Source organism: Pedobacter jeongneungensis, assembly GCF_039538295.1.
Lineage (GTDB): Bacteria > Bacteroidota > Bacteroidia > Sphingobacteriales > Sphingobacteriaceae > Pedobacter > Pedobacter jeongneungensis.
The window spans coordinates 267,182-281,573 of record NZ_BAABBY010000003.1; the positions used below are offsets into that span (position 1 = coordinate 267,182).

At 39.9% G+C, this 14,392-nt stretch carries 10 protein-coding genes; 5 read left to right on the plus strand and 5 right to left on the minus strand.

Annotated elements, in window-relative coordinates:
• Nucleotides 1-80 precede the first annotated feature (80 nt).
• Both ABD769_RS07100 and ABD769_RS07105 read left to right on the plus strand, forming a co-directional pair.
• Entirely contained in the window at nt 81-1,403 is a 1,323-nt protein-coding gene (locus ABD769_RS07100; protein ID WP_344850635.1) for a cytochrome ubiquinol oxidase subunit I, read from the plus strand.
• 106 nt (nt 1,404-1,509) lie between these two features.
• On the plus strand, nt 1,510-2,514 hold the full coding sequence (locus tag ABD769_RS07105; RefSeq protein ID WP_344850637.1) for a cytochrome d ubiquinol oxidase subunit II: 1,005 nt from the start codon (nt 1,510-1,512) through the stop codon (nt 2,512-2,514).
• Nucleotides 2,515-2,716: 202 nt separating this feature from the next.
• Here ABD769_RS07105 and ABD769_RS07110 read toward each other — a convergent pair whose 3' ends face one another.
• Nucleotides 2,717-4,264: a M20/M25/M40 family metallo-hydrolase gene (locus ABD769_RS07110; RefSeq protein ID WP_344850639.1), complete on the minus strand. Its 1,548-nt coding sequence runs from the start codon at nt 4,262-4,264 to the stop codon at nt 2,717-2,719.
• Between the two features lie 438 nt (nt 4,265-4,702).
• A complete protein-coding gene (gene accD / locus ABD769_RS07115) occupies nt 4,703-5,548 on the minus strand; it encodes an acetyl-CoA carboxylase, carboxyltransferase subunit beta (RefSeq protein ID WP_131532007.1) in 846 nt (281 codons plus the stop codon).
• 311 nt (nt 5,549-5,859) lie between these two features.
• Between accD and fbaA the strand changes: the two genes are divergently transcribed.
• From fbaA to ABD769_RS07130, 3 genes are all read left to right on the plus strand, one after another.
• Nucleotides 5,860-6,939: a class II fructose-bisphosphate aldolase gene (gene fbaA / locus ABD769_RS07120; RefSeq protein ID WP_113947070.1), complete on the plus strand. Its 1,080-nt coding sequence runs from the start codon at nt 5,860-5,862 to the stop codon at nt 6,937-6,939.
• A 140-nt stretch (nt 6,940-7,079) separates the two neighbouring features.
• Complete coding sequence (locus ABD769_RS07125; RefSeq protein WP_344850647.1) at nt 7,080-7,586, plus strand: low affinity iron permease family protein; 507 nt, start codon at nt 7,080-7,082, stop codon at nt 7,584-7,586.
• Nucleotides 7,561-7,983: a GNAT family N-acetyltransferase gene (locus tag ABD769_RS07130; RefSeq protein WP_344850649.1), complete on the plus strand. Its 423-nt coding sequence runs from the start codon at nt 7,561-7,563 to the stop codon at nt 7,981-7,983. Before ABD769_RS07125 ends, ABD769_RS07130 begins: the two co-directional genes overlap by 26 nt.
• A 160-nt stretch (nt 7,984-8,143) precedes the next feature.
• On the opposite strand, the gene ABD769_RS07135 is transcribed toward ABD769_RS07130, so the two are convergent.
• The 3 genes from ABD769_RS07135 to secDF all read right to left on the minus strand — a co-directional run bounded on the left by ABD769_RS07135 (nt 8,144) and on the right by secDF (nt 14,030).
• Nucleotides 8,144-9,004 carry a hydroxymethylglutaryl-CoA lyase gene (locus ABD769_RS07135; RefSeq protein ID WP_344850651.1) on the minus strand — a complete coding sequence of 287 codons (861 nt, stop codon included), beginning with the start codon at nt 9,002-9,004 and terminating at the stop codon, nt 8,144-8,146.
• A 274-nt stretch (nt 9,005-9,278) separates the two neighbouring features.
• Nucleotides 9,279-10,598 carry an NAD(P)/FAD-dependent oxidoreductase gene (locus ABD769_RS07140; protein WP_344850653.1) on the minus strand — a complete coding sequence of 440 codons (1,320 nt, stop codon included), beginning with the start codon at nt 10,596-10,598 and terminating at the stop codon, nt 9,279-9,281.
• A gap of 450 nt (nt 10,599-11,048) precedes the next feature.
• Nucleotides 11,049-14,030 (minus strand): protein translocase subunit SecDF, encoded by a 2,982-nt coding sequence (gene secDF, locus ABD769_RS07145; RefSeq protein ID WP_344850655.1) that lies wholly within the window; start codon nt 14,028-14,030, stop codon nt 11,049-11,051.
• Nucleotides 14,031-14,392 lie beyond the last annotated feature (362 nt).

The following is a 14,392-nucleotide window of genomic DNA, read 5'->3' on the forward strand; positions in this document are numbered from 1 at the left end:
TAATCCTTTCTACGTCATTGAATTACCATAGGCTTTAGTGTTTAACAACTATATTTGTTACAATTCAAAATCTACAGCCCATGGATGATTTTATAGCAGCCCGTTCGCAAATGGCCTTATCGTTAGGCTTTCACATTATTTTTTCCTGTATCGGCATGGTGATGCCTTTCTTTATGGCCGTATCGCATTATAAATGGCTTAAAACAAACGATGAGGTCTATAAAAACCTGACAAAGGCCTGGAGTAAAGGGGTAGCCATATTTTTCGCTACAGGTGCGGTATCAGGTACCATGCTGTCGTTCGAACTGGGACTGCTCTGGCCAAAATTTATGGACCATGCCGGACCGATATTCGGAATGCCTTTTTCGCTCGAAGGAACTGCCTTTTTTATCGAAGCAATAGCTCTGGGTTTTTTCCTTTACGGCTGGAATAAATTGAATAAATGGTTCCATTGGTTTACAGGTATGGTAGTAGGAGTAAGCGGACTGGCCTCGGGCATACTGGTGGTTGCCGCCAACGCCTGGATGAACAGCCCGGCGGGTTTTGATTTTGTAAATGGCAAATACCTTAACATCGATCCTATACAGGCCATGTTCAATAAAGCATGGTTCAGTCAGGCTTTGCACATGTGCCTGGCTGCATTTACCGCTACAGGCTTTGCAGTGGCAGGCGTGCATGCTTTAATGATCTTACGAAATAGAAATGCCGCATTTCATTTAAAAGCCTTTAAAATAGCAGCTGTTTTTGCCTGCATTGCTGCTTTGTTACAGCCATTAAGCGGCGATATATCTGCAAAAGACGTTGCCAAACGTCAGCCTGCAAAACTGGCGGCAATGGAAGCCTTATATCAAACCGAAAAACCTGCACCTTTATTGATTGGCGGCATTGTAAACGAGAAAGATAAAACAGTGAAAGGAGCGATCAAAATTCCGGGCGCATTAAGTTTTCTGGCGCATGGCGATTTCAAAGCGGAAGTTAAAGGGCTGGATCAGATTCCTGAAAACGAACATCCTCCGGTTGCAATAACGCATTATGCTTTTCAGATCATGGTAGGTATCGGTACCTTACTGCTTTTGGTATCGTTAACTTATTTCTTCATTCTTTTTAAAAAGAAACCCTTAACCGAAAAACGCTGGTTGTTAAAACTATTTGTTTTTGCCATTCCCCTTGGTTATATCGCTTTAGAGGCCGGCTGGGTAGTTACAGAGGTTGGCAGGCAGCCATGGATTATTTATGGCATTATGCGTACCAAAGATGCGGTTACACCGATGCCTGGGATAGCTTATTCATTTTATATTTTCTCGGCTATTTATGTGTCGCTGAGCATTATCGTAACGTTTTTACTTTACCGGCAGATTAAAATGGTGCCATTGCTTTATAATAAAACAGCAACTAATAATTAATTAACCACAGATAAAAATGATGAACGCGGATAAAAATTTAATGGCTGTGGCTAAACTATTCAAGATCTGTGTTTATCTGTGCAAATCTGTGGCAAAAATATAGACTATGGAATACGTTGTAATTACATTTTTATGCATGGCCATCCTGCTCTATTTTTTATTAGGCGGGGCCGATTTTGGCGCCGGGATTATTGAACTCTTTACTTCAACAAAAAACAGGAGTAAAACCCGGAAAACCATGTACCAGGCCATTGGTCCGGTTTGGGAAGCCAACCACATGTGGCTGATCATTGCCATTGTAATCCTTTTTGTAGGTTTCCCCTTTATTTATACCACTATGTCGGTTTACCTGCATATTCCATTGGCTATTATGCTTATCGGGATTATCGCCCGCGGTACAGCTTTTGTATTCCGCCATTATGATGCTGTAAAGGATGATATGCAGTGGTTGTACAACCGTATTTTCAGGTACTCGAGCTTCGTTACCGCTTTATTTCTGGGTATTATCGCCGGAAGCCTGATTTCAGGGCATATCGATACGCAGGCGACAGATTTTTATACGGCCTATATTTCTGGCTGGTTAAACTGGTTTTCAATCGCTGTAGGCTTCTTTACGGTTGCGCTTTGTGGTTTCCTTGCGGCCATTTATCTTATCGGCGAAACAAATGAATACCATGATAAACGCCGTTTTATTAAAAAGGCCGAATTTATGAATGTAGCTGCGGTAGTTTTTGGTGCCCTGGTATTTATCGCTGCACAACGTGATAAAATTCCGTTGATCGATTGGGTGTTTAAAAGTACAGTTGGCTTATCTGCCATAATACTGGCCAGTTTATCCCTTGTTTTATTATGGTATCTGTTGATTAAAGGCAAAACCAAAGTTTTACGCATTTTAGCGGGCTTCCAGGTAACGATGATCCTGTTGGCGATTAGTTATGCCCACTTTCCAAATTTTATCCGTTTAAAGAGTGGAGACGCGATTTCGCTATTGGAAACTGTTGGACCAGAGAAAACCATTTATAGTTTGGGCCTAGCCCTTTTATTGGGGAGCGTGCTGATATTGCCTTTTTTGGGGTATTTGTTTTATAAATTTCAGAAGAAAGAGGAATAGGTCTTTTAGCATTCTCTTGTAAGCTGTAGATGGCTCGAAATAAAAATCGTCATCTCGACTGAAGCGCAGCGGAATGGAGAGATCTATCTCGAGACAGATCTCTCGGCTACGTTGCACTTCGCTCGAGATGACGATACGTGAGTTATAAAAAAAGAGCACCTGTTTCCAAATGCTCTTTTATAAAACTATTCAAAATTATTGTCTACAATCCACCTTTTCTGTTCGATTTGGTTTGAACCGGCCAGGTTGCTGGCTTGCCGGTACGTTCGTTAACTGGTAAATCGGTTGCTTTTTCGGTAGAAGTTTTTTCAGGATCTTCTGATGCCATATAAACCATAATGGCCGCTAAAATTACATTGCTTCTGATTTCGTCGAAAACCAGTTTATCATAACTGTCGCGGTTGGTATGCCAGGTATAAGTGCCGTAATCCCAGCTGGTAGAACTTAAAGAGTAACCCAAGGCTCCGGCTGCCACAAAAGAAGCAAAATCTGATCCGCCTGCGCCCGGTGTTCCCGGGAAACTGGTTTTGATCTGGTTTTTAATGGTATCAGGTACTGCGGCTAGCCAACGGGTGATGTAATCTTTTGATTTGGCAAAACCCTGTCCGCCAATGTTAACCACGCGACCTGTTCCGTTATCCTGGTTAAATAAAGCCTGGAGATTGTTCACAATTTCCGGGTGATCTTCTACAAATGCCCTTGAGCCGTTTAAGCCCTGTTCTTCACTTCCCCAATGGCCAACCAAAATGGTTCGTTTTGGGTTAGGATAGATTTTCTTTAAAATGCGCATGGCTTCCATCATTAATATGGTACCAGAACCATTATCGGTAGCACCACTTGCCCCATCCCACGAATCGAAATGAGCCGAAAGCATTACATATTCATTTGGCTTTTGTGTTCCTTTTATCTCTGCAATGGTATTAAAGGTTGGTACAGCACCTGATTTCTTCGAATCTGCCTCGATTTTAAGCTTAGGCTTATCGCCATTTAAGGCCAAACGGTAAACCAGGCCATAATCTTCTACAGATAGATCCAAAGTAGGCACCTTTGTGGTATTTGCACCAAAAATTTTATCTACACCAAAGCCTTGCGACCAGTTATTGATCACCACCGCTACTGCACCTGCGTTTTCTAATGCTACAGGAAGTGTTTTAGCGGTTAAACCGGTTTTGGCCAAACTGGCTGCCCATGCTTTTGCAGCTTCGGCTTTTTCTTTTTTAAATTTTTCGAAAAGATCTTTTGTGGCAAATTCTTCCCAGTTTTTTTCTGGTCGGCCAGAAAGCTGGTTCATCGAAATGAGTACGATTTTACCTTTTACATTGGGTAACCATTTTTGAAAGGATACCGAATCAGTAATTGCCGGAAGGATAATGGCTTCTGCATTAATGGCTTTTCCATTGGTAGATGGACTCCAGGCCAGTTGCGTACCTTCTAGAGTACGTACCCGTGGACTTACCAGATCGATATGGGTAATACCCCGTTCCCAGCCGGCCCATTCGCCCCATTTTTCGTTTTTGGCAGAGATGCCCCAGTCGCTGTATTTTTTTACGGCCCAATCGTTTGCCTGTTTCATTTGTGGCGAACCAACCAAACGCGGACCAACAACATCAAGTAATTCGTGAGCAAGTTTCTCTAATTGAGAGTTTTCGTTCACTTCTTTAACAATATTGTCGATTATTTTCCGGTCTTGCGCAAAAACACTGGCCGAAGCACACAGGAATAGTGCAGAAAATAGTAGTTTTTTATTCATAATTAGTTAGGGTTGATTATTTGATGTGCTAATTTATGAAATAAGGGTAGGATTGAGAGATGTTAATGGAAATGTTGCAGTTGAGCTGCGGTATTAGCTGTGATCAGCTGACACAAGTGAAGTCTTGAAATGTATTCACTAGGTTTAAGGGTGAGATGGAACATCTGACCTCACAAATGAGCTCAGGATGATAGTGCAGGGTGGGGTGATAGCAGCACTCGCCAGGAAAACTGCCTTCCCATAGAATTGCAGGCCTGCAAAATATAAACCTGATTGCCGCGGTCCCGATGTAAAATCTGGAGAAGCAAAAAGCAGGACTGAACTAACCTAAGTTATTCAAGCCCTGCTTTTCTTATTATAGTTTAACAGTTAATTTGTCATTTGTTTATTGGTCCGTTTGCACTAATTAACCAATGCCTAATGATCTACAGAACCAATCTAATTATTCATCATCTTAATAAAAGCGCCTAATTTAGCTTTCATGGCTCTTCTATCTACAATAAAATCGAGGAAACCGTGTTCCAGAACGAATTCGGAAGTTTGGAAACCTTTCGGTAAATCTTTTTTTATAGTTTCTTTAATTACCCTCGGGCCGGCAAAACCGATCAATGCGCCTGGTTCTGCAATATTGATGTCGCCAAGCATGGCATAAGATGCCGTTACACCGCCCGTAGTCGGATCGGTTAATAAAGAAATGTAAGGTACTTTAGCCTGCCCCAATAAAGCCAGTTTGGCCGATGTTTTAGCCATCTGCATCAATGAAAATGCGGCTTCCATCATACGTGCACCACCTGATTTGGAAATCATCAGGAAAGGAACTTTATGTTTAATGCTGTAATCGATAGATCTTGCGATTTTTTCGCCTACAACTGAGCCCATAGAGCCGCCGATGAAAGCGAAATCCATACAGGCAATAACCAGATCCTGACCTTCAATTTTACCAACACCAGCACGGATAGCATCTTTTAAGCCGGTTTTAGCCTGACTTTCTTTAATCCTGTCGGTATAAGGTTTGTTATCGTTAAAATTTAAAGGGTCGCCTGATGTTAGGTTCGGGAACAGCTCTTTAAACTCGTTATTATCAAATAAAACCTCGAAATATTCTTTTGAACCTACTCTCAGGTGATAATCGCAGTAGTGGCAAACGTATTTGTTTTCCTGAAGTTCTGCCTGATGTAGCGGTTTCTTACAATTTGGACATTTATTCCACAAACCATCCGGTGCTTCCTTTTTCTCTTCAGTTGTGGTAATGATACCTTTATTCTCTCTTTTAAACCAAGCCATATAATTTTTTAAAGAATTGGATTGCAAAGAAACGAAAAATAAAATAAACTCGAACCTTTATTAGATGTAAAAAATAGTTGATGGTTAATTGATTGATCGTTGATAACCAATAGCCGGAGTAGTTTAAAACTGGCATTTGCCTGTTGCCAGCTGTAAATTGAAAAGTGTAGTGTGTCTTTTTTACACTAAGGATAATGTGTTTTTTACACTAAATAGGCCTTATTTTGCTGTTAGGCAAATAATTCTGTTGTTACAAAAGCTTGTAATGTTAATTTTTTTTATAACTTCGGACTTAATAAAATTAACAAGAAATGAGTTTAAAAGGCTACAAAGGCGTAATTTACGGAGATGCCGTTCAAGAATTGTTTGAGCAGGCTAAAAAACATCAGTTTGCTTTACCAGCAGTAAACGTAACCGGTACCAATACGGTTAACGCGGTATTGGAAACTGCAAAGGCAGTAAATTCGCCTGTTATGATTCAGTTGTCAAACGGAGGAGCACAGTTTTATGCTGGTAAATCGTTAGATAATGAGAAATTGCAAGCATGTATTTTAGGAGCTGTATCGGCTGCTAAACATGTACATTTATTGGCAGAGCATTATGGCGTTGCCGTGGTTTTACATACCGACCACGCCGCTAAAAAATTATTGCCATGGATTGACGGACTTTTAGACCACGGTGAAAAATTCTTCGCTGAAACCGGAAAACCTTTGTTTTCATCACACATGCTTGATTTATCGGAAGAGCCGATTGAAGAAAACATGGAAATTTCTGCAAAATATTTGGAGCGCATGGCTAAAATGAACATGACGATCGAAATCGAACTTGGTGTAACCGGTGGTGAAGAAGATGGCGTGGATAACAGCGATGTAGACAGCTCGAAATTATATACACAACCTAGTGAAGTAGCTTATGCTTACGAAGAATTAAGTAAAGTTTCTCCACGTTTTACTGTAGCTGCTGCTTTTGGTAACGTACATGGTGTTTATAAACCAGGTAACGTGAAATTGCAACCGGTAATCTTGAAAAATTCTCAGGATTTCATCAAAGAAAAATTCAATTTAACTGCAGAGAAACCGATCAATTTCGTTTTCCACGGTGGTTCTGGTTCTTCTCAGGAAGAAATCAGGGAAGCAATTTCTTATGGAGCCATTAAAATGAATATTGATACTGATATGCAATGGGCATTTTGGGAAGGTATTTTAGAATATTACAAAAAGAACGAAGCTTATCTTCAGGGCCAGATTGGTAACCCTGATGGCGATGATAAACCAAATAAAAAATACTACGATCCACGCGTATGGTTGCGTAAAGGTGAAGAAACTTTCGTGAAGCGTTTAACTACTGCTTTCGAAGATCTGAACTGTATCAACGTAAATGATAAACTATAAGTTTTGATTGGTTTGGAAGGCTGAATTTACATTCAATCATCCAAAAAATCAATCATTCAATAATTAACAAAAGCGCCATAAGGTTAAAAACTTATGGCGTTTTTGTTTGTTTTTGGTTATATTTAAGCAAACAAAATGTGATGGCAAAATCTAAAAACGATACCAAAAAAAATAATTTTTTTGAGAAATTCGCTAATGCAGCGACCAAGTTTACCGGTAGTTCTGCTGCATTTATCAGCGCAACTGCTATTGTTGTAATTTGGGCGTTGAGCGGGCCAATATTTAATTATTCTGAAACCTGGCAGCTGGTAATTAACACCGGCACCACGATTATTACCTTTTTAATGGTTTTCCTGATCCAGAAAGCACAGAATAAGGATGGAAAAGCAATTCAGTTAAAATTGAATGAACTGATTGCTGCGCAGCAGGGTGCAAGTAACCGCATGGTGGATATTGAAGACCTGAGCGAGAAAGAATTGGATCAGTTACATAAATTTTACGTTACGATTGCTACGCTTGCGAAAAAAGAGGCCGATATTCATTGCTCACATTCAATCGACGTTGCGAAAGAATTAAATGAATTGAAATTAAAATCGAATAAACACTTTAAACACCACGATAATGAGTCTGCACGTTCAAAAAGTTAACCACCCAGAAGATTTAGATAAAGTATTTGCTATCCGTAAAATTGTATTTGTAGACGAACAGAATTGTCCGCCGGAACTGGAATGGGAGCATGAAGATGAATCAACACATTTTTTAGCCACGAATAACGGACAACCTTGCGGTGCCTGCCGTTGGCGCAAAACTGATTTAGGTTATAAACTGGAACGCTTTGCCGTTTTAAAGGATTTTAGAGGACAGGGGGTTGGCCGTGCATTAATTGCCGAAGCTTTATCCGATCTGCCTGAAGATGCACATTATATTTATTTAAACTCACAACTGGATGCCATGAGTTTGTATGCCAAATTTGGTTTCGTGGCCGAAGGCGATCAGTTTGAGGAAGCTGGCATACAGCATTTTAAAATGGTAAAGAAGGTGTAGGAACTTTAACCACGTATGCATATGTTAGTTATCGTCATCTCGACCGGAACGCAGTGGAGCGGAGAGATCTATCCTTGAGATAGATTTAGCTTCGCTGAGCCTCCGGGTTCTCGGCTTCGTTTCACTCCGCTCGAAATGACGAACCTTAAGAAAAACAAACCTACCCAAACACCTTCCCCGATAAGGCCATAGCCTCATTCCATTTATCCATATTAAGATTCAACGTTTCTCCTTTTGCATTTAAAAAGCCAATAACATCTTCGGTAGCAATATTGCCCGTAAGGTCATCATCAGCCATTGGGCAACCGCCAAAGCCCTTTAACGCCGAATCAATGCGTGTTACGCCTGCCTGATAAGCAGCTTCAATTTTTTCGAAGCGTTCGGCAGGAGTAGAGTGTAAATGGATGCCAACTTCTATATTATTAAACTTAGAAATTAATTTTGGTAATATACTTTCTATTTTTTCCGGAGTAGAAACGCCCACGGTATCGGCCAGTGATAAAATTTCTACACCTTTACTTACCAGCACATCAGCCCATTTTTCTACAATTTCGTAATTCCATTCGTCGCCATAGGGATTTCCAAAACCCATTGATAAATAAACCACTGCTTTTTTATTCTTCTTATCACATAAGTTAAGCATCTCCTCAACGGTAGCTAAAGATTGTGTAATGCTCGAATTGGTATTACGCTGCTGGAAAGTCTCAGAGATCGAAAAAGGAAAACCAAGGTAATAGATCTCCTGATGCTTTACTGCATCTTCTACACCCCTTAAATTGGCTACAATGGCCAGAAGCTTGGTAGAGGTGCTGCTTAAATCCAATTGTGCTAAAACTTCTGCTGTATCTGCCATTTGTGGAATGGCTTTAGGCGAAACAAAACTGCCAAAATCGAGCGTATCAAATCCTACCTGAAGCAAAAGATTTAAATACTCGGCCTTAAGCGCTGTAGGTACAAAATCGTGCAAACCCTGCATGGCATCGCGTGGGCATTCTACTAATCTGAATTTATTTTGGCTCATATTGGCTAGAAGAATTTTTAGCAAAATAAGGAAAGATTTGGTAACTATGGTTCATGGTCAATGGTTTTATTGGTTTATAGTTAGATTGTTCATTGCCATGGAGCATATATTTAATGCAAATTAATTCATTTAACCGTTACACTATGATCCATTCTAATTATCAACTATAATCAATAAGGCAAACGTAATAAGCAGCCAGGCCATGAACCAACAAACCATTAACTATGATCTATTAAGGCTATCGCTAGGTACCAATAAACAAATGACGAATGAACTAATGAACCTCACTCGGCACTTCCTCCCTGTAATCCACACTTCTGTCTTTTGCAAAGGTTCTGATAATTAAACGCGTACCTCTATCGTAGCTGAAATAACTCCAAAGCCAGTTTACGAAAACAATAATTTTATTACGGAAGCCTACTAAGGTCATTAAGTGTACAAACATCCAGGTAAACCAGGCAAAAACGCCCTGAAAACGGATTTTACCAATATCGACCACTGCTTTATTACGGCCCACGGTAGCCATTGAGCCTTTATCGAAATATTTAAATTTCTCTAAAGGTTTATTTTTTTTGATATTGAGCAGATTTTTGGCCAGATGATGTCCTTGCTGGATGGCTGCAGGCGCAACCCCCGGGTGGCCGTTGGGTGTTTCTTCGTCAATAATGGCGGCAACATCACCAATGGCATAAACATTCTGATAACCGACAATTAAATTCTGGGTATCGGTTTTTAATCTTCCTCCGCGAACTACCTCGGCTTTGTCTAAACCGGCCAATACTTCACCTTTAACGCCGGCACTCCAGATTACTGTTGAACTTAAAATAGCTGGTTTATCCTGTAAAGTAAGGGTGTGCCCGTCATAACCAAGTACACGGGTTTCGTTCATCACCTGCACGCCCATATCGGTAAGGAAATCTTTTGCTTTTTTCTGTGCCTGTGGCGACATTACACCCAATAGTTCGGGAGAATTCTCTACAAGATAAATATTTACTTTGCTGAGATCCATTTCGGGATAATCGTTCGGAATAACATGTTTTTTAAGCTCGGCAATGGCTCCGGAAGTTTCAACCCCTGTTGGACCGCCCCCTACCACAACAAAGTTTAATAAGGCGCTCTTTTTATCAGCATCTTTTTCGATCAGCGATTTTTCGAAATTCTGTAAAATCAAACTCCTTAAATCCAATGCTTCGGGGATCGATTTCATTGGCATTGAGTTGGCCTCGATTTCTTTATTGCCAAAGAAATTACTGGTAGAGCCTGTGGCGATAACCAAATAATCGTAATTGATCCTGCCTATATCGGTTTGCAAGCAGTTTTCTGCTGCATTTACTTCGGTAACTTTAGTTACCCGGAAAATGAGGTTTTTTTGTCCTTTAAAAATCTTGCGTAGGGGAAAAGCGATAGAATCGGCTTCTAAACCACCCGTAGCTACCTGATAAAGTAATGGTTGAAAAGTATGATAGTTATGTTTATCGAGCATAACCACCTGAAAAGGTTTGTTTTTTAAACGTTTAGCTAATTCTATCCCGCCAAATCCGCCACCAACAATCACTACTCTAGGGTATTCGCTTTTAGGAAGTTGTAAATCCATTATGTATCGGTTTATCTATAGCTAACGTAACAAAAAGGTAGCCAAAAGGTTTAAAAATTGAGGTTTTGGCAGCTATTTCGGATGAATGATCAATATATAACGTTGTGATGACGAAGGTGGGATTTTGCAGGTTTTTAGTATTGTCTTAAATGAATTAAACCTGATAGGAATGGAAATCCTTTTTAATTTGCAGCAACCCTGAACATGCTGTTATGCTGAGGCACGAAGCACCTGCAACCGATGAAACAGATGCTTCGTACCTCAGCATGACAGTGCTTAATTAAAAAGATTGAAATGTATAGCAGGACTATCGAAACCGAAGAACCACAGGATTTGCTTTTCAAAATAAATGAAAAGCTTTGTTTCTTTTGACTTTTAAACCTCGCAGGTTTGGCACAAAAAAAGCGCCCCGATAAATCGGAGCGCTTACATATTTTAAGATTTTGGATCTTATTTTTTCTCTGCAGAGCTACCCAAATCGATTACGATAGGAGTAGAGATACATAATGATGAATAAGTACCAATGATACGGCCGATTAACAGGGCGAAGATAAATCCGCGAATGCTATCGCCACCGAAAATAAAGATTACCAATAACACGAAGAATACGGTTAATGATGTTAAAATGGTACGGCTTAGAGTACTGTTCAATGCGAAATTGATCAGGTTGTTACGCTCTTCGCCATGTAAATCTTCTTTACCAGCTTCTTTTAGTTTCTCACGGATACGGTCGAATACAACAACTGTTTCTGTCATGGTATAACCCATTACTGTTAAAATTGCTGCGATAAAATCCTGACCGATTTCTAACGAGAATGGCATGATACCATCTAAAATGGTGTAGAAAGATAATACCATTAAAACGTCGTGGAATAATGCGATTACCGCACCTAAACCATATTGCCATTTTTTAAATCGTACTACGATATAGATAAACATGAATAAACATGAGATCAATACGGCGTAGAAAGCACCGTTTACGATATCGCTGGCGATAATCGGCGTTACCTTTTGCGAACTCACGATTTCATATTTAGAGCCTGCCAAACCTTTATTTAAAGCATCTTCTACAACTTTATCAGTTTTAATGTCCTGATCTTCGATGTGGAAAGTAGTGGTAATTTTAACCTGACTGTCTTCACCAGCAGTTTTAACCTCTGGTGTTTCGTTACCGAAAACAGGGGTTAATTTAGATTTTAAATCTTCAGTGTTTACCGCTTTATCGAAGTGAACTAGATAAGTTCTGCCACCTTTAAAATCAACCCCAAGGTTTAAACCACCATTTTTGAAGTACATACCAATACCGGCAACGATGATGATGGTAGAGATGATGTAATAAATTTTACGACGGCCAACAAAATTGAAAGCTAAGTTTTTAAATGCATTACGGGTTAAGCTGTTATCGAAGTTGATTTCGATTTTGCGATCCAAGAACGATTGGAAAATTACCCTTGAGATAGCTACAGCAGCAAATAACGAAGAAAGGATACCGATACACAATGTAGTGGCGAAGCCCTGAACCGGACCACTACCAAAAACATAAAGGATAGCACCTAAAATGAATAAGGTAACGTTTGAGTCGATGATAGATGGCATTGCATGTTTGAAACCTTCTTTAATGGCAGCAGCCACACTTTTACCATGTGCAAGTTCTTCACGTACACGTTCGAAGATCAGGATGTTCGCATCCACAGATAAACCGATGGTTAACACGATACCGGCGATACCAGGTAAAGTTAATACAGCGCCTAACGATACCAAAATACCGATTACGAAGAATAAGTTGATTAACAATGCAAAGTTAGCAACCCAACCTGCACGGTGATAATACAACGCCATGAAGATTAAGATTACGATAAACGCAATTACGAAAGAGATTAAACCATCGTGGATAGCTTGTGCACCTAAAGTAGGACCAACAATGTAACTACCGGCAATACGTGCAGGAGCAGGTAATTTACCCGCTTTTAAGATGTTTGATAAATCTTTAGTATCTGCCTGTGTAAAGTTACCGGTGATTGATGATACACCACCAGCAATTTCGTTTTGTACAGTTGGCGCAGAATAAACCTGGTTATCTAATACAATAGCGATTGATTTTTTATTATTTGGATCAGCAGCAGCTTCAGCAGTAATTTTTTTCCATTTAGCAGAACCTTCGCTGGTCATGTACATGGTTACTTCTGGTTTACCTTTCTGATCAAAGTCAGCACGAGAATCGCTGATTGCCTCACCACCTAAATCTGGTTTACCATCAGCACTTACTACTTTAATAGCATATAATTCGAAAACTTTAGAACCTTCTCTTGGTTTAACGCTCCACATAAATTTCATCGTAGATGGAATTGCAGCAGCAACCTCAGGCATTCTTAAGTATGCATTTACTTTTGCAGTATCTTTTTGTAACGACATACCAACAACTGCACCCGGCATTAATTGTTGCTGTCCGTTTTGTCCCTGATAGATAGGAAGGTTAAGCACTGCGTAAAGCGGGTTAGATTTTAATAACTCAGCTCTAACCGCTGTAGAATCTTTTTTACCTAAACCGGCGAGTTTACCACCTTTAGCTGTACTGTCTTTAGCAGCAGCTTTTTCTAAACCGGCAAGTTTACCACCAGCAGCCGGAGCAGCAGTTGTATCTTTGGTTGCAGGAGCATCAGCTTTTAAGGTTGCAGCTAACGTTTTATTAATGTTTTCTAACAAAGGTGCAACTTCCTGTACCTGATATACCTGCCAGAACTGTAATTCGGCAGAACCTTGTAAAAGTTTAGCAATACGCTCTTTATCCTGCACACCTGGCATTTCGATAAGGATACGGTTACTGCCTTCTTGTTTTTGCATGTTAGGACTTACTACTCCGAAACCATCAATACGCGAACGTAATACAGTAAACGAACGATCGATAGCACTGGTTGCTTCTTTTTCTAAGAAAGATTCAACCTCGCCATTGCTTGCGTTTGGTTTTAATTGCGAAGCATTGTCCTGATTTGAAAAATAATCAGCAAGTTTTACACCCGGACTTAATTTCTCGAATTCGTTAACGAAAATTTTGATGTAGTCTTTACCGCCAGCGTTTAACTGGATCTGTGCGTTTTGAACTGCTTTATTGAAATTGGCATCAGTAGGGTTGCCCGCTAATGATTTAACCAGTTCAGCTAACGATATCTCCATCGTTACGTTCATTCCGCCTTTTAAGTCTAAACCCAGGTTGATTTCTTTGGCTTTTACTTCTTGATAAGTAAACCCAACAACCGGATAAACTTTCTCGGTACTCATCGAATCTAAGTAAGCCTTTTCTTTGGCTAAGTCACCTTTCGCATAGTTTTTTGCGTCTTTTTCTACCTTGGATGCTACCAAAGTAAAAGAAAGTGCATACGCACAAACGATAGCCAATACTATCGCTATAAACTTAATAAAACCTTTTCCTTGCATTGTTTGTTTAAAATAATTTGTCTTTCGCTGTTTTTTAACAAGTCGGCAAATCTAATTAAATTTTTAAATTATAGAACCCCTTAATTGATAAATTATTAACAATAATTTTTATCGGGTGGTAATCCTGCAGAATTCATTAGGCCGGATTTATTTCAAAGGGCTAATTTTAGGTTAAAACTAATTTGGAAAGAAATTTCAGTGGGCTTTGGGTTTGGTTCGGTCCCGCTAATGTTTCTGCCCCGATAGAAAAAATCAGGGGCATCCACGTATATCGGGTTTAGCTGGCAGGGGTAGAGGTGCTTCTTTGAGATTACGTCATTGGGAGCAGGAACGACGAAGCAATCTTAAAACAATTGCTGTTT

Bases quoted from the DNA above. Each gene is read 5' to 3' on its own strand.
- secDF (WP_344850655.1), bottom strand. From the start codon at position 14,030: ATGCAAGGAAAAGGTTTTATTAAGTTTATAGCGATAGTATTGGCTATC.
- fbaA (WP_113947070.1), top strand. From the start codon at position 5,860: ATGAGTTTAAAAGGCTACAAAGGCGTAATTTACGGAGATGCCGTTCAA.
- ABD769_RS07125 (WP_344850647.1), top strand. From the start codon at position 7,080: ATGGCAAAATCTAAAAACGATACCAAAAAAAATAATTTTTTTGAGAAA.
- ABD769_RS07130 (WP_344850649.1), top strand. From the start codon at position 7,561: ATGAGTCTGCACGTTCAAAAAGTTAACCACCCAGAAGATTTAGATAAA.
- ABD769_RS07135 (WP_344850651.1), bottom strand. From the start codon at position 9,004: ATGAGCCAAAATAAATTCAGATTAGTAGAATGCCCACGCGATGCCATG.
- ABD769_RS07105 (WP_344850637.1), top strand. From the start codon at position 1,510: ATGGAATACGTTGTAATTACATTTTTATGCATGGCCATCCTGCTCTAT.
- accD (WP_131532007.1), bottom strand. From the start codon at position 5,548: ATGGCTTGGTTTAAAAGAGAGAATAAAGGTATCATTACCACAACTGAA.
- ABD769_RS07140 (WP_344850653.1), bottom strand. From the start codon at position 10,598: ATGGATTTACAACTTCCTAAAAGCGAATACCCTAGAGTAGTGATTGTT.
- ABD769_RS07100 (WP_344850635.1), top strand. From the start codon at position 81: ATGGATGATTTTATAGCAGCCCGTTCGCAAATGGCCTTATCGTTAGGC.
- ABD769_RS07110 (WP_344850639.1), bottom strand. From the start codon at position 4,264: ATGAATAAAAAACTACTATTTTCTGCACTATTCCTGTGTGCTTCGGCC.